This window comes from Bradyrhizobium sp. S69 (assembly GCF_009766005.1).
In the GTDB taxonomy this organism is placed as follows: domain Bacteria; phylum Pseudomonadota; class Alphaproteobacteria; order Rhizobiales; family Xanthobacteraceae; genus Bradyrhizobium.
This window is the reverse complement of the sequence record NZ_LMUK01000043.1, coordinates 29,160-54,693: the sequence shown is the minus strand read 5'-3', so window position 1 is coordinate 54,693 and position 25,534 is coordinate 29,160. Positions and strand designations below refer to the sequence as shown.

Here is a 25,534-nt window from a genome sequence, read left to right as displayed (position 1 = left end):
GGAGCGATCAGCCACCGCTCTTGGTCGGCAATCCCGCGGCCTTCCAGCCCAGGACGCCACCGGCCAGATGCTTGTCGTAGGGCAGGCCCGCGGCCTGCGCCGCCAGCGACGCCGTCACCGAGCGCTTGCCGGAGCGGCAGGCGAACACAACCTGCTTGCCCTGCGGATCGGGAATATCCGAGGGATCGAAGCTCGACAACGGAACAACCACGCCGTCCGGATAGGCCTCGGCAGCAACTTCGTTCGGTTCGCGAACGTCGACCAGAAAATATCGTCCCTCGGCGATGCCCTTCGACACCTCGTCCGGCGTTAAGTCGTGCACCTGATGATCCGCCACGCTAGTCCTCCCAACGATCCATTTCTGTGGGGCCAATCGACCGCGCCGACCGCCCTGTTTCGGCGGCCAAAGTCGCCTCTCGCGCGGTGAAAATCAAGCGCTAGAACAGCAGTTTGGGCATGCTCGGGCGACGCTAAACCGTGACCTGCGTTCCCACTTCCACCACCCGTCCGGTCGGAATCTGGAAATAGTCGGTGGCGTCGTTGGCGGTGCGGCTCAGCGCGATGAACAAATGATCCTGCCAGCGCGGCATGCCCGAATGCGCGGCCGGCTTCAGCGCGCGGCGCGACAGGAAGAACGACGTCGACATGATGTCGAAATGCCAGCCGAGCTTGCGGGCGATCGCCAGCGTCTTCGGCACGTTCGGCGATTCCATGAAGCCGAACCGCAGCGTGACGCGGGAGAAGGTGGCGCTGATCTCCTCCATCCGCACCCGTTCCGACGGGTCGATCCGCGGCGTCGGCGCGGTCTCGATGGTGAGGATGACGTTCTTTTCGTGCAGCACCTTGTAGTGCTTCAGGCTGTGCATCAGCGCGGTCGGCGCCGAGGCGGGATCGCTGGTCAGGAACACGGCAGTGCCGGACACCCGCTGCGGCGGCCGCTTCTCCAGCATCGCCACCAGGTCGGCCAGCGGAAACTCCAGCTTGCGCGATTTTTCGAACAGCAGCCGGCTGCCGCGCCGCCACGTGTACATCAAGAGCATCACCACCGCGCCCAGCGCCAACGGCACCCAGCCGCCCTCGAGCACCTTCAGGAGATTGGCGGCAAGGAAGGTCAAATCGAGGAACAGGAACGGCGCGATCAGCGCGGCGGCGGCGATCGGCGACCATTTCCAGACCCGCCAGATCACGACGAAACCCATCATCGCCGTCACCACCATGGTGCCCGTCACCGAGATGCCGTAGGCCGACGCCAGCGCGCTCGACGAGCGGAACATCAGCACCAGCAAGGTGACCGCGACCAGCAGCAGCATGTTGATGCGCGGAATATAGATCTGGCCGGAATGGGCTTCCGAGGTGTGGCGGATCTCAAATCTCGGCAACAGGCCGAGCTGGATGGCCTGACGGGTCAGCGAATAGGCGCCGGTGATCACGGCCTGGCTGGCGATAACCGTCGCCGCCGTGGCCAGACACACCATCGGCAGCAAGGCCCAGTCCGGAAACATCAGGAAGAACGGGTTCTCGACCGCATGCGGATCGCCGATCAACAGCGCGCCCTGCCCCAGATAGTTCAGCGCCAGCGACGGCAGCACGATGAAAAGCCAGGCGGTCTGGATCGGACGTTTGCCGAAATGCCCAAGATCAGCGTAGAGCGCCTCGGCGCCGGTGACCGCGAGGAACACCGCGCCAAGCGTCACGAACCCGATGATGCCGTGATGCAGCATGAAGGCAACGGCATGCACGGGATTGAGCGCGAACAATACTTCGGGATGCCGCAGGATCGGGTTGATCGCCGCGATCGCGATCACGGCGAACCACACCGTCATGATCGGCCCGAAGAACGCCGCGACCTTTGCCGTGCCGCGCGACTGTACCGCGAACAACGCGAACAGGATGACGACGGTCAGCGGCACGACATAGGGATCGAAGGTCGAGGTGACGAGCTTGATGCCTTCGATCGCCGAAAGCACCGAGAGCGCCGGCGTGATCACCGCATCGCCATAGAACAGCGCGCCGCTGATGATGCCCAACAGCACGATCGCGCCGGCGCCATGGCTGACCGCGCGCTGCGCCAACGCCATCAGCGCCAGCGTGCCGCCCTCGCCATGATTGTCCGCGCGCAGCAGGATCACCACATATTTCAGCGTCACCACCACGATCAGCGCCCACAGGATCAGCGAGACCACGCCAAGCACGGCCTGGGGGTCGACGACGGCGGTGGGGCCAGAGCCGGAGGCGGCGATCACGGCCTCGCGCAGCGCGTAGAGCGGGCTGGTGCCGATGTCGCCATAGACGACGCCGATACTGCCCAGCATCAGCGCCTTGAAGCCGGCGGTGGAGTGGGCGCTGCCATGACCGTTGGCCGCCGTCGTTTCCGAGGCGGGGACTGCAATATCGGTGGTCATGGGAATGGCGGCCTCAAAAATGCTTCACTGCACAATAGCAAAGCGACGCGGCTTATAGCCCTGCGTTTAGAGCATGGCCTACCCTGATTTTGGGCCCGCGCCATGCAAAAACGCATAACTCTTCAGTTGCAACTTAGATCACAGTCTGGGTTGAGGCTCAAATTCAAATCGTGAGCGAGCCGTTCAAACGGTGACCCGCTTAGATAGTCACCTGAGTCCCCACCTCAACCACCCGGCCGGTCGGAATTTGGAAGTAGTCGGTTGCGTCGTTGGCCTGGCGGCTCAGCGCGATAAACAAATGATCCTGCCACTGCGGCATTCCCGACTGCGCCGACGGCTTCAGCGAGCGCCGCGACACGAAGAACGATGTCGCCATGATATCGAACTGCCAGCCGAGCTTGCGCGCGATCACCAGCGCCTTCGGCACATTCGGAGATTCCATAAAGCCGAAACGCAGCCGGACGGTGGCAAATTTATCGCTGATGGTTTCCATCCGCACCCGATCGACCAGATCGACGCGCGGGGTCTGCGCGGTTTCGATGGTCAGGATCACGTTGTGTTCGTGAAGCACCTTGTTGTGCTTGAGATTATGCAACAGCGCGGTGGGGACGAAATTGGGATCGCTGGTCAGAAACACCGCGGTGCCCTTCACGATATGCGGCGGACGCTTTTCGAGGCTCTTGATCAGCTCCCGGAGCGGGACTTCGGTGCGCCGGGTCTTGGCGATCAGGATCGCAGCGCCCCTGCGCCAGGTCCAGATCGTGATCGCCATCGCGAGGCCAAACAACAGCGGCACCCAGGCGCCCTCGAACAGCTTGAGCAAATTGGCGCTGAAGAACGTGGTATCGACGACGACGAACGGAACGATCACGGCGGCCGCCGTGGCGGCGCGCCAATTCCACAGTTTCCAGATCACCACAAAGCCCATGATGCCGTCGGCCACCATGGTGGTGGAGACGGCGATGCCGTAGGCGGAGGCGAGCCCGCTCGAGGTGCGGAACAGCAGCACCAGCAGCAACACGCCGATCAGCAGCAGCCGGTTGACGCGCGGCAGGTAGATCTGCCCGGCATGCGTCTCCGATGTGTAGCGAACCTCCAGGCGCGGCAGCAGACCGAGCTGCACCGCTTGCTGGGTCAGCGAATAGGCGCCGGTGATCACCGCCTGGCTCGCAATGACGGTCGCGGCGGTCGCCAATACGACCAGCGGCAATAGCAATATTTCCGGCACCATCCGGTAAAACGAGTTCTCGATCGCGGCCGGATTGGACAGCACCAGCGCACCCTGGCCGAAATAGTTGATCATCAGCGAGGGCAGCACGAAATAAACCCATGCGGTCTGGATCGGCTTGCGTCCGAAATGACCCAGATCGGCATAGAGCGCTTCGCCGCCGGTAACCGCGAGGAATACCGCGCCCAGCGTCACCATTCCGATCGTCCCGTGCGACAATAGGAACTCTATTCCATACAACGGATTGATCGCGGCCAGCACCGATGGATCGTCGCTGATATGGACGACACCCATGATTGCGAGGCAGGCGAACCATGCGATCATCACCGGCCCGAACGCCGATGCCACCCGCGCGGTGCCGATGCGCTGAACGGAGAACAGCACCACCAGGATGAAGACCGTCAGCGGCACCACGTAATGCTCCAGCTCCGGTGCCGCGAGCTTGAGGCCTTCGACCGCGGACAGCACCGAAATGGCCGGCGTGATCATGGAATCGCCGATAAACATCGAGGCGCCGATCACCCCGAGCGCCAGCAACGGCCAGCTTCGCCGCCCCAGTGCGCGTTGACCCAGCGCCATCAGCGAAAGCGTGCCGCCCTCGCCGTTATTGTCGGCCCGCAGCAGCAGCAGCACGTATTTCGCCGTGACCACGACGAAAAGCGCCCACAGGATCAGCGAGAGAACGCCGAGCACGATGGCCCGCGTGATCGGCTGGCCTTGCGCCGCCGCGCCGACGGCCTCGCGAAAGGCATACAGCGGCGACGTCCCGATGTCGCCAAAGACCACGCCGACGCTTCCGAGCGTCAGGGCCCAATAGCCGGTCGTGATCGACCCTTCCTGAGCTTCCGCTGATGTAACGCTGACGGCCATTGCGCGGGAAAACGCCCTATCGATTGATTTGATCCGGTCCGGCCATCAACGCGTGCTGGAAACCCGCCGACCGATCGGGCGCGCATTCGCGCGACCCGTTGGCTTGAAAACGCTATAGCACCGTCGGCCGTGCCCGACGTGACGCCGGAGCCACTCCCCGCCGAATAATACACGGTATTATAGTAACGCGGTGGATTATGGCTGCAGGTTCGGCGGCAGCGCCGGATCCTCGCGCATCAGCGTGATAGTCACGCGGCGGTTCGAGGACAGCGAAGGATCGTCGGGAAACAGCGGCTGGGTGTCCGCCTTGCCCGAAACCGCGAAGATATGGGACGGCGGCAGCCCTTCGTGCTCCAGAATCTGGCGAACCGCGTTGGCGCGATCGGCCGAGAGATCGAATGCGCCGTAATCGCTTTGCGACGGCACGAAGCCCGAGGCGGTATGACCGACGATCGAGATGCGCAGCGGCGTCGCCTTGAGCGGCGCGGCAAGCTTCTCGATCAGCCGGCGGGTGCGATCATACGGCACCTTGGAGCCGTCGGCGAACATCGAGCGACCATCCTGATCGACGATTTCCAGATTGAGACCCTCATTGGTCTCCTCGAACATGATGTGCTTCGAAATCTCGGTCAGTTCCGGCATGTCCTGCAAGGCCTGGCGCAACGAAGCCGAGGCCAGCGCGAACTCGCGATCTATCTTGAGCTTGGCGCCGGAGACCTTGGCTTCCTCGTTCTGATCCGGGGTCGGCGTATTGGACGATTCCTCGGGATTGATGTGCGCGACATTCTTCAGCTTCGGTCGCGTCGGCAGGCCGTCGGACTCGACGATGCCGGAATAGCGCTTGTCGGTCTGCACGCCGAAGGCATCCCGCATCGAACCGGCGACGATCTTGAGCTTGTTGTTGTCCATGGTGGAAAACGCGACGAGCATCACGAAGAAGCTCATCATCAGGCCCATCAGGTCGGCGAAAGTCACGAACCAGCCGTGCCCTCCTCCGTGCGCGTCGCCACGTTTCTTCTTGGCCATGGTGGTTGTTCCGGACCGGGAGCGGTCGCCTTACGCCGGGACCGGCTCGGCTTCTTCGTGGCGGTGTTTTTCCGGCAGATAGGCCAGCAGCATTTCCCGCACCAGCGCCGGGCTCTTGGAATCGCGGATCATCAGGATGCCATCGATGATCAGCGTGCGGTTGGTCTCCTCGTCGAGCAGCTTGCCGTGCAGCTTGTCGGCGAGCGGCAGACAGAACAGGTTGGAGACCAGCGCGCCGTACAGCGTCGCCAGCAACGCGGTCGCCATGAACGGGCCGAGTTTCGACGGGTCGGTCATGTTGGCGAACATCTGCACCATGCCGATCAGGGTGCCGACCATACCGAACGCCGGTGCGCAGTCGCCGATGGCGCGGTAGATCTTGCCGCCTTCGTCCAGATGCATCAGGAAATTGTCGCGATCGCGCTCGAGATTGTCGCGGATGAATTCGAGATCGTAGCCGTCGGCGACATAGCGGATTCCCTTGGCGAGGAACGGCTCGTCGGTCTCGACTTTTTCCAGCCCGACCGGCCCCTGTTTGCGGGCGATCTCGGCGATACGCGCCAGTTCGTCGACCAGGTCGCGCGCCGACAGCCGGCTCATGGTGAAGGCGAACTTGGCGCCGAGCGGCAGGCCATGCATGATCGCCATCAGCGGAAAGCGGATCATGGTGGCGGCAATCGATCCGCCGAAGATGATGATGACCGCGTGCTCGCTCCAGAACATCTCCAGATTGCCGCCCAACAGCATGATGATGGTGATGACGGCGACGCCGCACACCAGCCCAACCAACGTCATGATATCCATGGGGAGACTCCAACGCGTACGCGAGTTTCCGGCCATCCTGGACGGAAGCGCGGCCCAGTCCGAGCCGCGTGAAATGACCCTACGGTCGCGCCATTAAAGACGCGTTACCGAATTTGGTAGGCATAACAATTGGTTAACAAATGACTGAGAATCGCGACACGGCGATCGAACGGACGGCCGAGGTCGCGTCGCTTGGAGCGTTTTCGAGCCAACGGGTCGCGCGAATGCGCGCCCGATGACAGGCTCCGTGGGCACCGGTTCGCGTCAAGAAAACGCGTCAAGACAAAAGACTAGAGCCCCGTTCCGATTCCATCGGAACGGAAAAGGCTCTAGCCGCTAGACGCCGAGATAGCGTTGCAGGACTTCCGGCTGCGCCTTGATTTCCTGCGCCGGGCCTTCGTGAACGATATGGCCGTTGTTGACGATGTAGATGCGCTGGGCCAGCGACAGCGTCGCTGCCAGATTTTGCTCGACCAGCACGATGGTCTGGCCGGCCGCCGCGAGATCGCTGCACGCCTTCATCAGGTCGCGCACGATGATCGGCGCCAGCCCTTCGAAGGGTTCATCGAGCAGGATGATCTTGGGATCGCGCACCAGCGCGCGCGCGATCGCCAGCATCTGCTGCTCGCCGCCGGACAAATCGGTGCCGCGGTTGCCGCGCCGCTCCTTGAGCCGCGGAAACATCTCGTAGACGCGGTCGAGCGGCCAGCGCTTGGGGGCCGTCAAGCCGGCGATGATGAGATTTTCCTCGACATTGAGGCTGCCGAAAATCCGGCGATCTTCGTGCACGAGCTGCATGCCGGCTTGCGCGATGGCGTGACTCTTGCGCCCGGCGATATTGACCCCGTCGAACATCACGGTGCCCGCGCGCGGCGTCACCACGCCCATCAGGCTCTTCAGCGTCGTGCTCTTGCCGGCGCCGTTGCGGCCGAGCAGCGCCACGACCTCGTTGCGCTCGACCCGCAGCGAGATGTCGAACAGGATATGGGAATCCCCGTAATAGCTGTTCAGGCCGTTGACCTCGAGCAAGCTCATGCGTCGAGCACTCCATGCACGCCGCCCAGATAGGCTTCCTGCACCGCGGTGCTGTTCTTGATTTCGTCGGGCGTGCCCTCGACCAGGACGCGGCCCTCCTGCAGCACGGTGACGCGTTCGGCCAGCTCGAACAGCGCATCCATGTCGTGATCGATGATGATCATGGTGCGATCCCGGCTGATCGACTTCAAAAGCTTGACCGTTTCGACCCGCTCGCGCGGGCTCATGCCGGCCAGCGGCTCGTCCAGCAACAACAGGCTCGGCGACGTCGCGAGCGCCAATCCGATTTCCAGCCGGCGCTTCTCGCCATAAGCGAGCTCCGATACCGGCGTATCGGGCCGCGACGACAGGTTGACCAGTTCCAGCGTGCGTTTCACCAGTTCGGTCAATCCCGGGATGCTGTCGACGCTGCGGAACAGATCGAGCCGGAATTTGCCGCGCAATTTGGCCAAGGCCGCGATCACGACGTTCTCGCGCACCGTCAGTCCGGTGAACAACTGGTTGACCTGATAGCTCTTGGTCAGGCCGTGCTGGCAAACGTCGGTGACGCTGGTGCCGGTGATGTCCCGCCCCTCGAATAGGATCGTGCCCGAGGTGGGGTGAACTTCGCAGGTCAGCATCTTGAAGAAGGTCGATTTGCCGGCGCCGTTGGGACCGATGATGCCGCGCAACTCGCCATAGTTGACCGTAAAATCGATGTCGCTGTTGGCGACCAGGCCGCCGTAACGCTTGGTCAGGCCGGTGGCTTGCAGGATCGGACCGGTACGGCCGTCGCGAACCGACGATGGCTTCGGTGTGTCCGCGACCAGCGCTGCCATGACTTCTGCGGCATCGGCCACCGGGACGGGCGAGGATTCCTCCGGCTCGGCATGCTTGGCACTCTTGCCGGTCAACCGGCCATAGAGATCTTCCAGGCCGCCGATAATGCCGCGGCGCAGGAAGCACACCAGCAGCACGAAGATCACGCCGAGCACCAGCTTCCAGGCCGCGCCCAGTCCGAGGGCCGCCTGCAGGAAGTCTTGCAGGAACAGCCAGATCGCGGCGCCGACCAGCGGGCCGAACAAGGTGCCGCGACCGCCGATCGCGGTCTGCATCACCAATTGCCCTGAGGTATCGAAGGTGAACGCGTCCGGCGGCATGAATGCCTGCAATACGCCGAGCAGACCGCCGGCAAACCCGGCATAGGCCGCCGCGATCACGAATGCCGTGAGTTTGTAGGCGTGGATGTTGTGGCCGACGGCGGTAGCCCGCAGCGGATTGTCGCGGATCGCGCTCAGGACCGCGCCGACCGGCGAGCGCACGATGCGTAGCGCGATCACGACGCCGATGAAGTAGCACAGCGCGAGGAATTGATAGAGCGACCAGCCGGTGGTGAAGTGGATATTGACGAAGCCGAGATCGAAGCTCGGCGTCGGCACGCCCGGCAAGCCATTCTCGCCGCCGGTCCAGGCCGACAACGGATTGAACTCGACGAAAAAGAACACCTCCGCGATCGCCACCGTAATCATCGAGAAGTAAATGCCGGTGCGCCGCAGCGCGATCAGTCCGACCAGATAGCCGACCGCCGCGGCCGCGATCATGCCGATGATCAGCGCCAGCACCACATTGGGAAATCCGGCGCGGGTCAACAGATAGGCCGCGACGAAGCCGCCGGTGCCGTAGAAGGCCGACTGGCCGAACGACAGCAGCCCGGTGAAGCCGAACAGGATATCGAAGCCGAGGCCGAACAGGCCCCAGACCAGGATCCGGTTCACGGTGTTGGGGGCAAAGCCGAGATGCGGCAGCACGAACGGCGCAATCACGAGGCCGATCGCCGTCAATGTCTCGATCAGGAAAGGACGTTGCTTGAGCATCAGATGACCACGTTCATTCGCGGCCCTGCGTGCCGAGCAGGCCATGCGGCCGGACCACCAGCACCAGCACCATGGCCGCGAACAGCATGACGTAGGCGTAGCCGGGATTAAACATCGAGGTGATGCTGATGATCTCCCCGGCGATCAGGCCGCCGAGAATGGCGCCCGGAAACGATCCAACGCCGCCGATCACCACCACCACGAAGGTTTCGACCAGGATGTCGTCGCCGACACCCGGCGTCAGCGAGACCACCGGCGCGTTGACGATGCCGGCAAAGCCGGCCGCCATCGCGCCGATACCGAATACGATCATGAAGACGCGGTAGACGTTGATGCCGAGCGAGTCGACCATCACCGAATCTTCGATGCCGGCGCGCACGATCATGCCGAGCCGGGTGCGGTAGAGCACGACGAACAGGGCACCGAGCGCGGCCGCGACAATGCCGACCACCGCGAGCCGATAGGTCGGATAGAACATGAATCCGAGCGAGGTGATGCCCTGGAACAGCGGCGGCGGCGGCACCAATTTCGAGTCGCTGGAGAACACCAGCCGCACCAGTTCGACGAAGCAGATGCCGAGCCCGAACGTGACCAGAAGCTGGTCCTCGTGCGGGCGGTGGTAGAAATGCCGGATGATGACGCGCTCCATCACCACGCCCACGATCATCACGAACAAGGAGCCGGCGATCACCGCGACGATGAACGACCCGGTATATTGGAAGGCGACATAGCCGGCGTAGCCGCCCAGCATGAACATCGCGCCGTGCGCGAGGTTGAGCACCCCGAGCGTGCCATAGATGATGGTCAGCCCGGAGCTGATCAGCGCCAACAAAGCACCGAGCGCCAGACCGTTGAAAACCTGCGAAATGAAATTCGGCCAATTAATCATGAAAGACGATCGCAGGACCCGCTTGAAGGCAATGTGGTTGTACGGCGGAGGAAGGCATCAGTGCCATCTTAGCCCGTGCCTAACCTAAAAATGGCGCCGCAGGAAGTGCCCCGCGGCGCCAAACTTCAGATATCGCTCAGGTGTAGTCGCCGAGCTGGCAGCCGAAGGCGTCCGGCTTCTGCATCAGGCCTTCGCCGGGAACGATGTCGAGCACGTCGTAATAATCTTCCTTGCCCTTCATGTCCTTTTCCAGCTTGCCCTTGACCAGGATGACGGGGCGCACGCACTGGTGATCTTCCTTGCGGTAATGCACGTCACCGACGAGCGAGGGAATGACCTCTTCCTTCTCGTAGGTCTTGATCACGTCAGGCGGATAGAAGCTGCCGGTCTCTTCGACCATGCGCGCCCAATGCGCGAAGCTGACATAGGAGTTCGCCGCGCCCCACTCCGGCTTGTAGCCATACTTCTTCTCGAACGCCTCGTTGAACAGCTTGGCGAGCGGATATTTGTCCTCGATGGCCCACCAATAGTCGGTCGCCGAGTAAACGCCCTGCATCAGGCCGCCGGTTTCGCGGGCCAGGAACGGTACCTGGTAAGGCACGATCAGCTTCATCTTGTCGAGCACGCCGAACTGCTTGGCCTGCTGGATCGACAGCACGGCGTCGTGGCCCCAATTGACGTTGATCAAGAGATCGGCGCCCGAATTGGCGACGTTGAGCAGATAGGACGAGAAGTCGGGCGCGCCCAGCGGCGATACCTGGTTCGTCACGGTGGTCCAGCCGGCCGCAGCCGTATTGTCCTGCATCGACTTGGTGACGGTGTGACCGTAGGTATAGTCCGGCGTCAGGTAAGCGACCTTCATGTTCTTGCCGAAGGTCTTGATCAGCGTCGGGCTGATCGCGGCCGCCGCGGTCTGGCCGTAGAAGCTCTGGCGGAAGCCGTAGCGCACGCAATCCTTGCCGGTGGTATCGTTGGAGCCGGAGATGCCGCACACGAACAGCACCTTTTCGCGCTGCGCTAGCTTGTTCAGGGCGACCGCCACGGCGCTCGAAGTGCCGCCGGTGATCATCATCGCCTTGTTCTCGCTGATGAAGCGCTGCTGCGCCTGCACCGCTTCGTTCGGCTTGGCGGCGGAATCCGCGACGCCATACTTCAATTCCTTACCGAGCACGCCCTTGGTGGTCTTAGGCGAGATCTTCTTGATCAGCTCGTGGCCGCTGTTGATGTGCTCGATCGCGAGTTCATAGCCCTTGAGCTCGTCCTCGCCCTGCACCGCATAGGTACCGGTGCGCGGCACGGTGATACCGATGAAAACCGAGGAGCCGGACGAACCGGCGGGATAGGTCCCGATCGCCGGTTTGTCGTCGGCGAAGGCCGGCAATGCCATGCCCGCGGGGAGCATCGCGCCTCCGGCTAAGCCAGCCGCCGACTGCAACAGCTTGCGACGAGAAACCACGAGGCCGGAATCCTGTCCGGCGATAGTTTTTTTCATGACCGATCCTCCCAATATTTATTGTGACGCATCCGACGATAGCCGGACGTTCAGATGATGCAGCGCCGACGCGGCGGCCCTCGTTGATGGGGCGCGAATGCGGGCTTGCTCGGCAGGCATATCGCTTCAGGGGATGTCGCCCTGTCAATGTCACTTTCGTCGCACAGCGGCGGCCGCTCCGCGGGCGAAGTACCTCATTTCATGAGACACTTGCCCGCATATTGTGCATCGCGGGGTGAGCGGCGAGCGACCGCCGGCTGAAGCAGCCATGCCCGGACGATCCGTCGCGCCGCAGGGGCCGAACTATCCGCTTGAATTAAGCCGGCGGTTGGTGAATTTGGCTGCAATTAAAAAATCGTCAGCGCGCCGGGCCATTCACCTTCCCGGAAAATGCGCTCTTGGGGGATCGAACGGGCGTGGACGGCACCATTTTCCTATTCCTGCTGCAGGACGGCATCATCAACGGTGCGGTCTACGCCCTGGTTGCGATCGCCACCGTGCTGGTGTTCGCGGTGACGCGGGTCATCCTGGTGCCCCAGGGCGAGTTCGTGGCGTTCACCGCGCTGACCATCGCGGCACTTGAAAACGGCAACGTTCCCGCAACGCCGTGGCTGTTGCTGGCGCTGGGCGGCCTGGCGGCGGCCTCCGAAATCGTGCGCCACGTATCCGAATTGAGCTGGCGGCGCGTGGCCAGGATCGCGCTGTTCGACCTGGCGCTGCCGGTGGCCCTGCTGCTGCTGACGCGAACGCTAGCGCCGATGAAACTCGGGCAAGCCGTCAACATTCTGCTGGCGATCGCGCTGATCACCCCGATGGGGCCGATGATCTACCGCATCGCCTTCGAGCCGATCGCCCATTCCAGCGTGCTGGTGCTGCTGATGGCGGCGTTCGGCGTGCATTTTTCACTGACCGGATTGGGCCTGTTGTTTTTCGGCCCCGAAGGCTCCGGCACCACGCCGTTATCGTCGGCGTCATTTTCGCTCGGCGATCTCGTGATATCCGGCCAAAGCATCGCGGTCCTGATCGTTACCGCGGTTTTGCTGGTGCTGTTCGCGCTGTTTTTCGGCCGCACGCTGCTGGGCAAGGCGCTGCGGGCCTGTTCGTCTAACCGCGTGGGCGCGCGGCTGGTTGGCATTCCGACATCCGCCGCGGGGCAAATCGCCTTCGCCCTGGCAGCCCTGCTCGGCGCCGTCTCCGGCGTGCTGATCGGCCCGCTGATGACGGTGTTTTATGATTCGGGCTTCCTGATCGGATTGAAGGCCTTTGTCGCCGCGATCCTCGGCGGCCTCGTCAGCTATCCGCTGACGGTGCTGGCAGCGCTCGGCGTCGGATTTGCCGAAGCCCTGTTTTCGTTCTGGGCCAGCAACTTCAAGGAAGTGCTGGTGTTCACCTTGATCATTCCGGTTCTGGCCTGGCGTTCGGTCTATGCGCCGCATGCCGAGGAAACCGAATGAAATTTTCGCGCGGTCCCATCATTCCCGCGATCTGTGCGCTCGCGATCCTGGTCGCGCCCTTTACGGGGCTATTGCCGGATTACTGGATCACGCTGTTCAATTATATCGGCATTTCCAGCTTGGTCGCGATCGGTCTCGTGCTGTTGACCGGCGTCGGCGGCATGACGTCGTTCGGACAGGCGGCCTTTGTCGGCTTCGGCGCCTACACCACCGCAGTCTTGACCACGCGATTCGGCATCTCGCCATGGCTGACGCTGCCGGCTTCGCTGATCGTGACCATGGCGGTGGCCGGCCTGATCGGCGCGATCACGGTTCGGCTGTCCGGTCACTATCTGCCGCTCGGCACCATCGCCTGGGGCATCGCGTTTTTCTATCTGTTCGGTAACCTCGACTGGCTCGGCGCCCATGACGGGCTGGCCGGCATCCCGCCGCTGCGCCTCGGCACCCATCCGCTGATCGATCCGCGCGACTATTTCGTCGTGGTCTGGATCGCGGTCGTAATGGCGGTGATCGCCACCCAAAACCTGCTCGGAGGCCGCATCGGCCGCGCCATCCGCGCGCTCCGGCGCAGCACCCGCGCCGCGGAGGCATTCGGGGTCAACACCGCCGCCGCCAAGCTGATGGTGTTCGTCTATGCCGCGATGCTCGCGGGCCTCGCCGGCTGGCTCTACGCGCATTTTCAGCGCTCGGTATCGCCCGGCCCGTTCGGCATCACCACCGGCACCGAATATCTCCTGATGGCGGTGTTGGGCGGCGCCGGACGGGTGTACGGCGCGATCCTGGGCGCTGCCGGAATCACGTTTCTGCGCGACCAGTTGCAGAATTTCCTGCCCTGGCTGATCGGCAATACCGGCAATTACGAAACCATCGCCTTCGGCGCCGTGCTGGTGCTAATCCTGCAAACTGCCTCCAGCGGCGTGTGGCCTATTCTGTTTGGACCGCCGCCGCCGCCAGCCCCGCCAACGCCGCGCGGCGGCAAGACGACGCCGGAGCGGACCCTGCCCGCGCCGGGAACGGCGCTGTTGCAGGTACAGGATGCAAGAAAGGTTTTCGGCGGCCTCGTTGCCGTCAACGACGTCAATTTCGACGTCCAGAGCGGCCGCATCATCGGACTGATCGGCCCGAACGGCGCCGGCAAAAGCACGACCTTCAATCTGATCACCGGCGTGCTGCCCCTAAGCTCCGGCCAGATCCAGTTCGAGGGTCACGCGCTGCGGACGCAGACCCCGCAACGCGCCGCAGCCCTTGGTTTGGGTCGTACCTTTCAGCACGTCGAAATCGTCGCCGACATGAGCGTGATCGAGAACGTCGCGCTCGGCGCGCATCTGCTCGGCCGTGCCGGCCCGCTGCGCGCGATATTGCGCCTCGATCGCGCCGAGGAGGCGTTGTTGTTTGCCAACGCCAAGCGCCAGCTCGACCGCGTTGGCCTCGCCGATGTCGCGTTCAAGCCGGCCGGCACGCTCGCGCTCGGCCAGTTACGACTGGTCGAGGTCGCCCGCGCGCTGTGCCTCCATCCGGTGTTGCTGTTGCTTGATGAGCCCGCCGCCGGATTGCGCGTCGGTGAAAAGAAAGCGCTGGCGCGATTATTGCGCGAAGTCCGCAGCGAGGGGCTCAGCGTGCTCCTGGTCGAGCACGACATGGATTTCGTCATGAGTCTCGCCGACCGGCTGGTGGTGCTCGATTTCGGTACCCGGATCGCCGAAGGAATCCCCGCCGACATCAGGCAGCACCCCGCGGTGCTCGAGGCCTATCTCGGAGGCGTGTCGTGACCGCGCCGCTATTGGATGTCCGCAACCTCTGCGTTTCCTACGGCCGTGCCGAGGTGGTGCATGATGTCTCGATCGCCGTGACGGCGGGCGCGCTGGTCACCGTGATCGGCTCCAACGGCGCCGGCAAGACCACGCTGCTCAACGCCATCATGGGGTTGTTGAAGGCCAGAGGCGGCATCGGATTCCGCGGCAATGATGTCAGCGCGGTCGCGCTGGAGAGCCGCGTGCAGTCCGGCCTCTGTCTGGTGCCGGAACGCCGCGAACTGTTCGCCGACATGCCGGTCGAGGACAATCTGCTGCTCGGCGGCTTCCGGCGATCCCGCGCCGAGCGTAAAGAAACCCTGGAGCAGATTTTTGTTCGTTTGCCGCGACTGAAAGAGCGGCGGCAGCAACTGGCGGGCACGCTATCGGGTGGCGAGCGCCAGATGCTGGCGATGGGCCGCGCGCTGATGGCGCGGCCGGTGCTGTTGATGCTGGACGAGCCCAGCCTCGGGCTGGCGCCGCGCATCGTCCGCGACGTCTTTCATATCCTGACCGACCTGCGCCAGACCGGCGTTTCAATCCTGCTGGTCGAACAGAACGCGCGCGCGGCCCTTGAAGTCGCCGACTACGCCTATGTGATGGAGCTCGGCGCCATCACCACGCAGGGCTCGCCGCAGCAAATCGCCGCGGACCCCCGACTGGTCGAAAGTTATCTCGGCCTCGGCGGCAATGAGTACTAGACTGGCGACCAATCAAATCAACAAACACACCGGAGGGAGACGTCATGCTGGGAAATCATAAAGGCTGGATGATCGCGCTGGCAACCGTCGTGTTGGGCGCCGGCAGCGCGCAGGCGCAGATCAAGGTCGGCATCACCATGAGCGGCTCCGGACCGGGCGCAGCGCTCGGCCAGCCGCAGACCAAGACGGTCGCGGCATTGCCGAAAGAGATCGCCGGGCAGAAGATCACTTATTTTGCGCTCGACGATGAATCGGACCCGACCAAGGGCGCCCAGAACGCCCGCAAGCTGATCGCGGAAGAAAAGGTCGACGTGCTGATCGGCTCCTCGCTGACCCCGGTCAGCCTGCCGCTGATCGATATCGCCGCTGAATCCAAGACGCCGCTGCTCTCGCTCGCCGCCGCCGCGATCCTGGTGACGCCGATGGACGAGAAGAAGAAATGGGTATTCAAGGTCGTCCCGAACGACGACATCATGGCCAATGCGATCCTCAAATTTATCGCCTCATGGGGCCTCAAGACGCTGGGCTATATCGGCGTGTCCGATGCCTATGGCGAGGGCTATTACAAGGTGTTGAGCGAGACCGCGCCCAAGCTCGGCATCACGCTGACCGGCCACGAAGTCTATGCGCGCAGCGACGCCAGCGTGACCGGACAGGTGCTCAAGATCATCGCCAGCAAGCCCGACGCGGTGTTCGTGGCATCCGCCGGCACGCCGGCCGTGCTGCCGCAGAAGGCGCTGCGCGAACGCGGCTACAAGGGGCCGATTTTCCAGACCCACGGCGTTGCGACCGAAGAGTTCATCAAGCTCGGCGGCAAGGATGTCGACGGCGCGATCTTCACCGGCGAAGCCTTTACGGTGGTGAACGACCTGCCCGCCGACAGTCCGTTCCGCAAGACCACGGCGAATTTCATCGACGCCTACAAGGCCGCCAACGGCGGAGCCACGCCCTCGATCTTTGGCGCCCATCTCTGGGATTCGATGACGCTGGTCGAGCACGCCATTCCGGCCGCGCTGAAGGTCGCCAAACCCGGCACAGAGGAATTTCGCGCCGCGCTGCGCAGCGAGATCGAAAAGACAAAAGACCTCGCGCTCAACAACGGCCTCTCCAACATGACGCCGGACAATCACAACGGCTACGACGAGCGTTCGGCGTTCGTGATCATGGTCAAGGACGGCGGGTTTCATTTGGTGAAGTGAGTAACGACATAGGTCGTCATGCCCGGCCTTGTGCCGGGCATCCACGTCTTTGCAGCGCGTCCAAAAAGGAAGACGTGGATGGCCGGGCATAGGCGAGCGGAAGCGACGCCGTCCTTCGGACGGCTATGCCCGGCCATGACGAATAGTATGCCCCCACTAACCCAGCCCCGTCAGCTCCAGGCTCAGCGCGCGCAACTTTTTGCGCGCTGTCACATCATACGCCTGCGGGTTGGCCTGCGCTTCGTACATGCCGTTGAAGAACAACCCGCTTCGGCCGGCCATGTCGTCGCCGGCCGCCAGATGCAGGATCGCCGCGCCGCCCTGCTCCACCGTCGAGATCGGCGTGATGCCGCCTTGCCGCACCATCGTGGTATTCATGTAGGTGGCCGGGTGCAGGGAATTGACCGTGACGCCAGATCCCTTCAGCTCATGGGCCAGATCGATGGTGAACATGATCTGCGAGAGCTTGCTCTGCGAATAAGCTCGCCCGCCATTGTAACCCCTGGTGATCATCACGTCGTCGAAATCGATCGGGTGCTGGCCGAGCGACGCGACATTGACGATCCGCGACGGCGCGCTCGCCTTGATCACGGGCAGCAACAGATACGCCAGCAGGAAGCCCGAGAGGTAATTCACCGCGAAGCGCAACTCGTGGCCGTCCGCGCTGGTCTGGCGCTCGGCGCCCAGCGTGCGCGAACCGATCCCGGCATTGCTGATGAAGACATCGATCCGCTTGTGATCGGCAAGAACCGATTCCGCGAGTTGCCGGGTTCCGGCCAGCGACGACAAATCCGCGAGGTAGAACGTCGGCTCGGCGTGCCCTTGCCGGCGAATCTCGTCGGCAAGGTTTTTCGCGCGCGCCTAGTCGCGGCCGTGGATCAATACCTTGGCGCCGGCGGCTGCTAGCTGGGCGGCGACATAGCGGCCGACGCCGTCGGTCGAGCCCGTGATCAAGACTGTCTTGCCGTCCATCTTCATCACGGTGCTCCCCTCACTTACATCAATGAATCTCGGCCGACTTCTTCAGCGCCGCCTTCAGCTTCTCGAGCGTGAAATCGGGGCTGCGCGCGATTTCCAGGATCGGGGTCTCGCGCCGACCGCAGAGCTCGGCCGCATCGGGAATCTTCGCGGCGATATCATGCGGAATCACGATAGCGCCGTGGCTATCGGCGTGAATCAGATCGTCATTGCGCACGGTCATGCCGGCGACGCGGACTTCGCCGCCGAAATTCTCGGCGTGAACCCATGCATGCGACGGCCCGATCGAGCCAGCCAGCGCCTGAAACCCCGGCGCCCATTGCGGAATGTCGCGGATCGATCCGTCGGTGATGACGCCGAGACAGCCCAGCGCCTTGTGGACGTTGCTCTGCACTTCGCCCCAGAACGCGCCGTAACCGACATCGGGACCGTCGATGTCCTGAATGACGGTGATCCGCGGCCCGTGGCCGGTGCCCATATATTCGTAATATTCGATCCGCCGCTTCGACTGTTCAGCGGCCGGGAGGTCGGATTTCAGCACCGAGCGGATCGTCACCGTGCGCGCATAACCGACCATCGGCGGCAGATCGGGAAACGGGCAAACCAGCGGCTTGGTGGTGTAGCCGATCAGCCGGCGCTCCGGCGCCACGACCTCCATCGCGTTGCAGATCGTCGGCGTGTCATAGCGACCCAACGCCTCAAGCAAGGAAGCGGGCAGCGGCGCGGATGCGGAATTCGTCACGGCGTTCTCTCCTGATTTTCGTAGGGCAGTATTTTCAAGGCGCGGCCGATTTTGTTAAGGCCGCCCACGCCAGCGCTATAGCCGAGATTGGGAACGGACCCAACTCGGCAATCGCTCATGGCTGCTATTTGGCGGTGATCCCTCGGATATCAGCCAGGCCGTTCAGTTCAGGCGTGCCGGCCGATCGTCCGGGTCCGGCCCGGGCGCCGGCGTCGCAAAGGGCGCGGTGGGATTTGCCGGAGCGACAGCGGCCGGCATCGCGGCTTGTGCGGCGGCCCGGCGCTCATGGTCGCGGTAGGATTTCCATCCCACCGGCAGGCTCAGCAGATACAGCACCGTGCAGGCCGACAGAATGTGCCAGGGATAGCCGACCAGAAGCGCGATGAAGAAAATCACCGAGACGAAAACCGGCAGCACCATTTCCGGTGGCACCCGCATCCGCACGGTCTTGCCGGAAAACACCGGCAGCCGCGACACCATCAGGAACGCGATCAGGAGCGTGTAGAACGCGGTCACGACCGCCGGAGGCTTTGGGATCGTCAGGAACGCCAGATAGATCGGCAGCAACACCGTGATCGCGCCGAGCGGCGCCGGAACGCCGGTGAAATAATTCGCGGCAAACGGCGGTTTGTCGGGATCGTCCATGGTGGCGTTGAAGCGCGCAAGCCGCAAGCCGCCCGAGATCGCGAACACCATCGCCGCGATCCAGCCGCCATTGCCGAGCTCATGCAGCTGCCAGAAATACAGGATCAATCCGGGAGCGACGCCGAAATTGACGAAATCCGCCAGACTGTCGAGCTCGGCGCCGAATTTCGACTGGCCCTTGATCATGCGCGCCACCCGGCCGTCGAGGCCGTCGAGCACCGCGGCGAACACGATCGCGGCCACCGCCAATTCCATCCGTCCTTCGGTGGACAGCCGGATCGCCGTCAGCCCGGCGCAGATCGCCAGCAGCGTGATGACGTTGGGCACCAGCATCCGCACCGGGATCGGGCGAAACCGGCGACGGCGCAATTCGGGATTTCTGGGATCGGCAGGCATCTGCATCATCAGCGCAATATAGCAAATGCCGGGCCGCCCCGCCATTGTGGCGGGAAGCGGGCGAAGCGGAGCGCGCCGATGGTTAATCCGCCCGAAAAATCCGCCCCGAGTCGCTGAGCCTGAAATCGGCCAGAATCGTCTCGCCGGCCACCGCGGTCTGGCCTTCCGAGACCAGCGCCGTGGTTCCCTCGGGCAGATAGACGTCGAGCCGCGAGCCGAACCGGATCAGGCCGAATCGCTCGCCGGCGCCGAGCTGCTGGCCTTCGCGAACAAACGACACGATCCGGCGCGCCACCAGGCCTGCGATCTGGATCACGCCGATGCGGCCGTTGTTCGGCGTCGAGATCACCAGCGAATTGCGCTCATTGTCTTCGCTCGCTTTGTCGAGTTCGGCGTTGATGAAGGTGCCCGGCCGATAGGCGATCCGATCGATCCGCCCCGCCACCGGACTGCGGTTCACGTGGCAGTTGAACACGCTCATGAAGATCGATATCCGCGGCAGCGGCCGGTCGCCGAGACCAAGCTCGGCCGGCGGCACCACCTGCCCGATCATCGAAACGCGGCCGTCGGCCGGCGCCACCACGATGCCTTCCCGCACCGGCGTGACCCGGACTGGATCGCGAAAGAACAGCGCGCACCAGATCGTCAGCACCGTGCCGATCCAGCCGAGCGGCGTCCAGATCCAGAACAGAATGAGGCTCGCCAGCGCAAAGCCACCGATGAACGGATAGCCTTCACGATGAATGGGCGGAATCTGCGCGCGGATCGAATGGCCAATGGACATCAGGTTTCACTTCGCTCTCCCTCCCCCCTTGTGGGAGAGGGTGGCGCGCCGCCAAGCGGCGTGCCGGGACAGGGTGCGCGCGAGCGGCAAGTATCGTTTTCAAGTATCGTTGAGAGGATACCGCGATACCGCCGATGTCACGCAGCCCTTCATTATTCCAGAACCCTAGGAGGCGAAACCCCTGATCTTGGAATGATTTTCCGGGATTCTCCTCGCGAAAGCTTAGAGCCCGTTCCCGGTTGACACGGAGCATGTTCCGTCAGAGATCGACAATGGCCCGACAGACTCAAATGTCTCTCCGTTCAAGCCCTTCCAGAGAATTGGCTTCCCACCTTCGTGGCCGATGATTCCAGATACGTCGCAAGTCTGGAAACTTGAACCAAAGGTGATTTGCCCCATGAATGCGCCGCTGACAGTTCTTCTTTGAAAGATCAGTCTGCCGTTTGCAAAGTGCCACAACGTTTCGCCCGGTGCCCGTTCCTGGACAACAGAACCTGTCTGCGCGCTCTGGGCCGCCCGCGAGAAAATCCGGCCGGCTGAGCTGACATAGATAACTTGTGTGACACGCCTGGTCGCCGATACGACGCGGCCGCTTTCAGTCCTTGCCGAGCCGCCCATGTTGAACGAAACGTTGACTGTCCTGCCGAGGAGCTGAGCGGGGGCTCCGGCAGCAAATGACGGCGCGGCAATAAAAAACGCCATGCCAAGCGCCAAGTAGAATTTCATATCGAGTCTCCAACTCCAAGAAGTCGCAAAATCAGTCATTCGCAATAACTTTTGCCATTGAATGCGAAGCACTTTCCGCCGCCGGACGGGGCGGATCGGCGAGGCGCAGGGTCCTTCGCCGCGGTCCGCGCTTTCGGGGCCGGTTCCTGGCGTTTCTCACAGGCCCCGCTGGAGTTTAAAAAGAAGCCGCCGGCGCAACCGATCTGAACGCAGCGATCGCCATCCGCGCGTTGTCCCTTTCCGCAAACCAGCGGACACACGCGATCGGGCTTGCTGCGGACGGCATCCAGGGCATCGAGGCTGGCCAGCTTGACGTCGAACGCTGTCTGCGCGTTCTTGTTGAAGAGATCGAGTGCCTTCCTGGAGCCGTCGTCCCAGGTTCCGGTGGCTTCTGCGGCATCGCAACCGACCCGTTTCAGATGGGCCTGTAGCAGGCGTATGATATCGGCCTGATCCATATGTGCGGCGGGCGCAGGGGGCGGTTGAATTGCCTGGCTGGGATCCAGCGACGCCACCTTCTCGGCATCGGCTCTGGCTGCAACCTTCGCCTCTTCAACCTGACGCTGGGCGTCTGCGATCGCCTGGCGTTTGGTGTCCTCGACTTGCTGCCGGGCCGCGTCGGCCTGCTGCTGTGCGATCTCCACCTGGCGCCTGGCGTCGTCCAGTTCCTTTTTCGCCTGTTCCGCAAGCTGACGTCGCGCGTCTTCGAGATCCTTTTTGGCTTGCTCGGATAATTTTTGTTTGACCTCGGCGGTCTGACGCAAACTCTGCTCTTCAAGCTGCCGGCGAAGTTCGACAGTCTTCTGCGCGGCCTGTTCCTCGGCGTCGCGGCGCGCTTCATCGGTCTTGGCCGCAACCTTCGCCTCTTCAGCCTGACGCTGGGCGTCCGCGATCGCCTGGCGTTTGGTGTCCTCGACTTGCCGCCGGGCCGCGTCGGCCTGCCGCTGTGCGATCTCGACCTGGAGCCTGGCGTCGTCCAATTCCTTTTTCGCCTGTTCCGCAAGCTGACGTCGTGCGTCTTCGAAATCCTTTTTGGCTTGCTCGGATAATTTTTGTTTGACCTCGGCGGTCTGGCGCACACTCTGCTCTTCAAGTTGCCGGCGAAGTTCGACAGCCTTCTGCGCGGCCTGTTCCTCCGCGTCGCGACGCGCTTCATCGGCCTTGGCTGCAACCTTCGCCTGTTCAACTTGACGCTGGGCGTCTGCGATCGCCTGGCGTTTGGTGTCCTCGACTTGCTGCCGGGCCGCTTCGGCCTGCCGCTGTGCGATCTCCACCTGGCGCCTGGCGTCGTCCAGTTCCTTTTTCGCCTGTTCCGCAAGCTGACGTCGCGCGGCTTCGAGATCCTTTTTGGCTTGCTCGGATAATTTTTGTTTGACCTCGGCGGTCTGGCGCACACTCTGCTCTTCAAGCTGCCGGCGAAGTTCGACAGCCTTCTGCTCGGCCTGTGCCTCGGCGTCGCGGCGCGCGTCATCGGCCTTGGCGCGGGTCTGTTGTGCGGACGTCAGCTTGTCATTCTGCGCGCGGGCGAGATTTGAATAATAACCGGTGGCGTGACCTCTGAGAAAGGAGTCCCAGGCCTGCTTGGTGCCCACCTGAGCGGCCAGCTCATAGTCGACCCGCGCCTGTGCTTCCGCATCGACCGGCTTGCTCGCGGCGGGCACCAGCGCCATGGTTTCGCCGCCCAGCGAGCCATAAACGAATGGCTCCTGGCGGTTCGAGGTGTTCTTCAGGACATCGTCGCGAACGCGGCCGAAGGCCAATCGCAGGTCGAGCCCGGGTTCGGTGATGTATTTGACCAAAGCGGTCGCGAACGGGCTGTTTTCGCCGTCACCATCACTGGCGACGGCGCCGGCCTTGGCAGCGAACGCGACCAGTGTGTCCGACATTGCCGGTTCGATCTTGGCAAGGCCGCGCCCGATCGAGCGGCTGGCGACGCTGCGCTTCATGGTCGTCGAGAACGGGTTGTCGCGGCAGGCATCGAGGATGACGAGCTTAAGCCGCTTGGCCGACTCCAGCGCCTTCAATATCCGGTCGAGCGAAATCGTCTCGTCCTCGATGTCGAAATCGCTGGTGAGTTTGGCGTCCGCCGGGATCAGGTAATTCGTGCCGTCTACCTCGATGCCATGGCCGGCGTAATAAACCACGGCGATGTCCGCATCGCGCGACGTCTCGGAGAATCTACGTATGGCGCGGCGCAGGTCGGCGATGCCCAGATCGCGTTCGCTATCGATGACGTCAAAGCCGGCATTCTTGAAAAGCGCAGCCACAGCGTCGGCGTCGCGAGACGGATTAGTCAGCTTAGGTACCTGCTGGTATTTGGACATCCCAATGACCAGCGCGACCCGTTTGTCGGCCAGCGCGGCGTCTGCGGAAGCACAGAACAAAAATGCCGTCAAAAACAGCAGCGCGGACCGCATCAAAGGCCCCCAACAACAGTATCGTTGAGCCATACCAAGCAAAACTCCAGCCGGCAAGTTGTCGGGCGAGGTGATCGAAGCTTTCAAATGCAGGTAGCAGTTCCCGAAACCTTGTAAGTGAGATAACTCACAGTCGCCAGCAGAACTGTCGGCTCAAGCTTGTTGCTGACGGGACGCGCCAATGTTTGCTTCCGACGGCACGGACCGCGGCCTTCGGAATATGCTGCAAGTGCTCTATTTTCCTCGCCCCCTCCCCGGGTTGGTCATTTGGAGGACCGCATCGATGATCCGGCATCTTGGATGGATCTTCACCTGCATCGGTTGCCTGGGATCGGCGGCCGCCTCGGCGGAGAAAGTCGGCCCTGGCCCGATGTGTATTTATAACAGCAGGTCGTTCAGCGACGGGGCCTACATCTGCGTCCAGAAATCCCTGATGTTGACATGCGCTGTCGAGGGGAGCCACGCGACGTGGAAACCCGTTCTCGATGGAGACCTGAGGGAGCGGTGCACGATGGCGATGACGCTCGATGACCCGCTACGCACGCACACCCACAGGCGACACGCCATTCTTCGCAAAGACCATCCGGTAGCCGAGGGGCCCGCGAAGTGCTTCACGTTCAATGGCAACCAGTATTGCGAATGAGGCCAGCCGGCTTGATTCTCGCGCCTGCACGCTTCAAGAGTTCGATGCGGGAAGCGAGATAGTCGCGTTCAATTGGCAAACGCGTTCCCTTCCTGCAGCTGACAACTGGCCGCGCCCGCGCTTAGCGAACGGATCTCGAAGTGTCGCCCATCCGTGCGGGTAAACTTGGCCACCTCGACGCCAGGCGTCTTGCCGACCACGATCTGGGCAGAACATCCTGATCCCGTCACGGCGATACTGATCTGCCGCGCGGCTTCTCCGAAATTGGCTCTCACCACGATACCCGAACTGGTGAAGGTGGCGGCGTGCTCCCCACCGCCAAACGACGAGCCCCCTTTTCCGACGCTCTCGTGGGTGCCAGCCCCGCGTCCCCCGCCGGCATGCAATCGGGTGAAACCCCTGCCGGCCGAACTGACATACATCGTCCACAGGTACGGCACGGAAACGTCCCGGAATTCACCCCCATCGCGGCTTTGGTTATGCTCTTCGCTCCAGGACACGGTGAATGTCTTGTTGCGTAAATTCTCGGGCGCGGCCGCTGTGGCCGATGAGGCGCAAATGGCCACTAAAGTACCCGACAAGAGAAGAAACCTGATCGTCTGCATCGACCCCTCGCCCAAGTTCATCGAAAGCCAGGAAAAACCCAGCGTGAGCAAATAAGCCCTCAAAACGGACATTGTTCAAGGCGGTCGGCACTTCCTGCGCCAACGACAGAAATGGCCTTGAAACAAAAATCGCCTTGGGCGCTCGGAAGAGCAGGCCTGACACCCGATTGTGTCTGCATGTGTCTGAGCCAGCTCGGTGATGCTAGCGGGCGAATGGATTGCCCTCGCTAACGGAATTTGGGCGTTCGATCCCTGCCATCCACGGACACCTCAGCGCGACATCCGCCCCGTGTTCATTTGTATGCCTTCAGATGTTTGCAAGCAGGGCTGAGCGCTGAATTGCAGACAGATTTTGAGGATTTGCATTTGCAACTTGCTCGTAAAATTGCTGGGCCGCACTGATAGCCTGCTCTGTCACACCGCTTGATTGAAGGGCCGCTATCACTTCGGCACTAGCCTCAGTGGACGCCAGACTCGATGCTGCTGGTCCTTTAGAAAATCCGGCGAGTTGCCCAAATTGCGCAGCTGTCATCCCGTCTGGCAAAGTAGCGGTGCGCGCAAAATCGAATTTGTTGAAGCGCTTCAATCTGATTTGCCGTGTTTATCCCTTCACACCTCCACGGCATTTCTGATTTTCAGAAATTGTCCTTGACTCTTGACCCAAATCACCTGCTTATTCTTTGCCATCCTGTCCCGAGATGAGGGGACGTTGGCCATCGTCACTGACGTTGGGGCGGGGAGCGGTGGACGCGGATGCGCTTTTGACGAACAGCGCGTGATGCGGACGGCGAAGTCGTGTGGTCCTGACGCCCCAATGGCAGGTGTCAAATTCCTAAGAAGCACGCTTCTTGGGGA

Annotated in this window: 21 protein-coding genes and 1 pseudogene; 5 read left to right on the top strand and 17 right to left on the bottom strand. The window is 62.7% G+C overall.

Going from position 1 to position 25,534, the window contains the following annotated elements; all coding sequences use genetic code 11:
• Window positions 1-7: 7 nt before the first annotated feature.
• From GSQ88_RS22710 to GSQ88_RS22665, 9 genes are all read right to left on the bottom strand, one after another.
• Window positions 8-337 (bottom strand): rhodanese-like domain-containing protein, encoded by a 330-nt coding sequence (locus GSQ88_RS22710; RefSeq protein WP_159010002.1) that lies wholly within the window; start codon window positions 335-337, stop codon window positions 8-10.
• A gap of 133 nt (window positions 338-470) precedes the next feature.
• Window positions 471-2,402 carry a potassium transporter Kup gene (locus GSQ88_RS22705; RefSeq protein ID WP_159010001.1) on the bottom strand — a complete coding sequence of 644 codons (1,932 nt, stop codon included), beginning with the start codon at window positions 2,400-2,402 and terminating at the stop codon, window positions 471-473.
• A 199-nt stretch (window positions 2,403-2,601) separates the two neighbouring features.
• Complete coding sequence (locus GSQ88_RS22700; protein ID WP_159010000.1) at window positions 2,602-4,500, bottom strand: potassium transporter Kup; 1,899 nt, start codon at window positions 4,498-4,500, stop codon at window positions 2,602-2,604.
• Window positions 4,501-4,695: 195 nt separating this feature from the next.
• Window positions 4,696-5,526: an OmpA/MotB family protein gene (locus tag GSQ88_RS22695; protein ID WP_159009999.1), complete on the bottom strand. Its 831-nt coding sequence runs from the start codon at window positions 5,524-5,526 to the stop codon at window positions 4,696-4,698.
• A 30-nt stretch (window positions 5,527-5,556) separates the two neighbouring features.
• Window positions 5,557-6,330 carry a motility protein A gene (locus GSQ88_RS22690; RefSeq protein WP_159009998.1) on the bottom strand — a complete coding sequence of 258 codons (774 nt, stop codon included), beginning with the start codon at window positions 6,328-6,330 and terminating at the stop codon, window positions 5,557-5,559.
• A gap of 336 nt (window positions 6,331-6,666) precedes the next feature.
• Window positions 6,667-7,365, bottom strand: a complete 699-nt coding sequence (locus tag GSQ88_RS22680) for an ABC transporter ATP-binding protein (protein WP_159009997.1) — start codon at window positions 7,363-7,365, stop codon at window positions 6,667-6,669.
• Window positions 7,362-9,218: a branched-chain amino acid ABC transporter ATP-binding protein/permease gene (locus GSQ88_RS22675; RefSeq protein ID WP_159009996.1), complete on the bottom strand. Its 1,857-nt coding sequence runs from the start codon at window positions 9,216-9,218 to the stop codon at window positions 7,362-7,364. The genes GSQ88_RS22680 and GSQ88_RS22675 overlap by 4 nt, the downstream gene beginning before the upstream one ends.
• 13 nt (window positions 9,219-9,231) lie before the next feature.
• Window positions 9,232-10,107: a branched-chain amino acid ABC transporter permease gene (locus GSQ88_RS22670; RefSeq protein WP_159009995.1), complete on the bottom strand. Its 876-nt coding sequence runs from the start codon at window positions 10,105-10,107 to the stop codon at window positions 9,232-9,234.
• 136 nt (window positions 10,108-10,243) lie between these two features.
• A complete protein-coding gene (locus tag GSQ88_RS22665; RefSeq protein ID WP_159009994.1) occupies window positions 10,244-11,599 on the bottom strand; it encodes a substrate-binding protein in 1,356 nt (451 codons plus the stop codon).
• Window positions 11,600-12,015: 416 nt separating this feature from the next.
• Here GSQ88_RS22665 and GSQ88_RS22660 point away from each other — a divergent pair, with 416 nt between their 5' ends.
• The 4 genes from GSQ88_RS22660 to GSQ88_RS22645 are packed head-to-tail and all read left to right on the top strand — an operon-like array spanning window position 12,016 to window position 16,743.
• Window positions 12,016-13,053: a branched-chain amino acid ABC transporter permease gene (locus GSQ88_RS22660; protein ID WP_159009993.1), complete on the top strand. Its 1,038-nt coding sequence runs from the start codon at window positions 12,016-12,018 to the stop codon at window positions 13,051-13,053.
• Window positions 13,050-14,822, top strand: a complete 1,773-nt coding sequence (locus GSQ88_RS22655; protein WP_159009992.1) for a branched-chain amino acid ABC transporter ATP-binding protein/permease — start codon at window positions 13,050-13,052, stop codon at window positions 14,820-14,822. Before GSQ88_RS22660 ends, GSQ88_RS22655 begins: the two co-directional genes overlap by 4 nt.
• Complete coding sequence (locus GSQ88_RS22650) at window positions 14,819-15,544, top strand: ABC transporter ATP-binding protein (RefSeq protein ID WP_159009991.1); 726 nt, start codon at window positions 14,819-14,821, stop codon at window positions 15,542-15,544. Before GSQ88_RS22655 ends, GSQ88_RS22650 begins: the two co-directional genes overlap by 4 nt.
• Window positions 15,545-15,588: 44 nt before the next feature.
• Window positions 15,589-16,743, top strand: coding sequence for an ABC transporter substrate-binding protein (locus GSQ88_RS22645; RefSeq protein ID WP_502706761.1), 1,155 nt, complete (start codon window positions 15,589-15,591; stop codon window positions 16,741-16,743).
• A 156-nt stretch (window positions 16,744-16,899) separates the two neighbouring features.
• On the opposite strand, the pseudogene GSQ88_RS22640 reads toward GSQ88_RS22645, so the two are convergent.
• The 6 genes and pseudogenes from GSQ88_RS22640 to GSQ88_RS35775 all read right to left on the bottom strand — a co-directional run bounded on the left by GSQ88_RS22640 (window position 16,900) and on the right by GSQ88_RS35775 (window position 23,338).
• A pseudogene (locus GSQ88_RS22640) lies at window positions 16,900-17,721 on the bottom strand (SDR family NAD(P)-dependent oxidoreductase).
• A gap of 22 nt (window positions 17,722-17,743) precedes the next feature.
• On the bottom strand, window positions 17,744-18,463 hold the full coding sequence (locus GSQ88_RS22635) for an RraA family protein (protein WP_159009990.1): 720 nt from the start codon (window positions 18,461-18,463) through the stop codon (window positions 17,744-17,746).
• Window positions 18,464-18,625: 162 nt separating this feature from the next.
• On the bottom strand, window positions 18,626-19,504 hold the full coding sequence (gene pssA / locus GSQ88_RS22630; RefSeq protein WP_159009989.1) for a CDP-diacylglycerol--serine O-phosphatidyltransferase: 879 nt from the start codon (window positions 19,502-19,504) through the stop codon (window positions 18,626-18,628).
• Between the two features lie 82 nt (window positions 19,505-19,586).
• Complete coding sequence (locus GSQ88_RS22625; protein WP_159009988.1) at window positions 19,587-20,288, bottom strand: phosphatidylserine decarboxylase; 702 nt, start codon at window positions 20,286-20,288, stop codon at window positions 19,587-19,589.
• A 222-nt stretch (window positions 20,289-20,510) separates the two neighbouring features.
• A complete protein-coding gene (locus GSQ88_RS22620; protein WP_159009987.1) occupies window positions 20,511-21,014 on the bottom strand; it encodes a hypothetical protein in 504 nt (167 codons plus the stop codon).
• A 35-nt stretch (window positions 21,015-21,049) separates the two neighbouring features.
• Window positions 21,050-23,338: a caspase family protein gene (locus GSQ88_RS35775; protein WP_246784985.1), complete on the bottom strand. Its 2,289-nt coding sequence runs from the start codon at window positions 23,336-23,338 to the stop codon at window positions 21,050-21,052.
• A 376-nt stretch (window positions 23,339-23,714) separates the two neighbouring features.
• On the opposite strand from GSQ88_RS35775, the gene GSQ88_RS22610 reads away from it, so the two are divergent.
• A complete protein-coding gene (locus GSQ88_RS22610) occupies window positions 23,715-24,074 on the top strand; it encodes a DUF1496 domain-containing protein (RefSeq protein ID WP_159009986.1) in 360 nt (119 codons plus the stop codon).
• Between the two features lie 68 nt (window positions 24,075-24,142).
• Here the strand turns inward: GSQ88_RS22610 and GSQ88_RS22605 are convergent, their stop codons facing one another.
• Complete coding sequence (locus tag GSQ88_RS22605; RefSeq protein ID WP_159009985.1) at window positions 24,143-24,679, bottom strand: hypothetical protein; 537 nt, start codon at window positions 24,677-24,679, stop codon at window positions 24,143-24,145.
• Between the two features lie 307 nt (window positions 24,680-24,986).
• Window positions 24,987-25,265 carry a DUF4951 domain-containing protein gene (locus tag GSQ88_RS22600; protein WP_159009984.1) on the bottom strand — a complete coding sequence of 93 codons (279 nt, stop codon included), beginning with the start codon at window positions 25,263-25,265 and terminating at the stop codon, window positions 24,987-24,989.
• Between the last annotated feature and the right edge of the window lie 269 nt (window positions 25,266-25,534).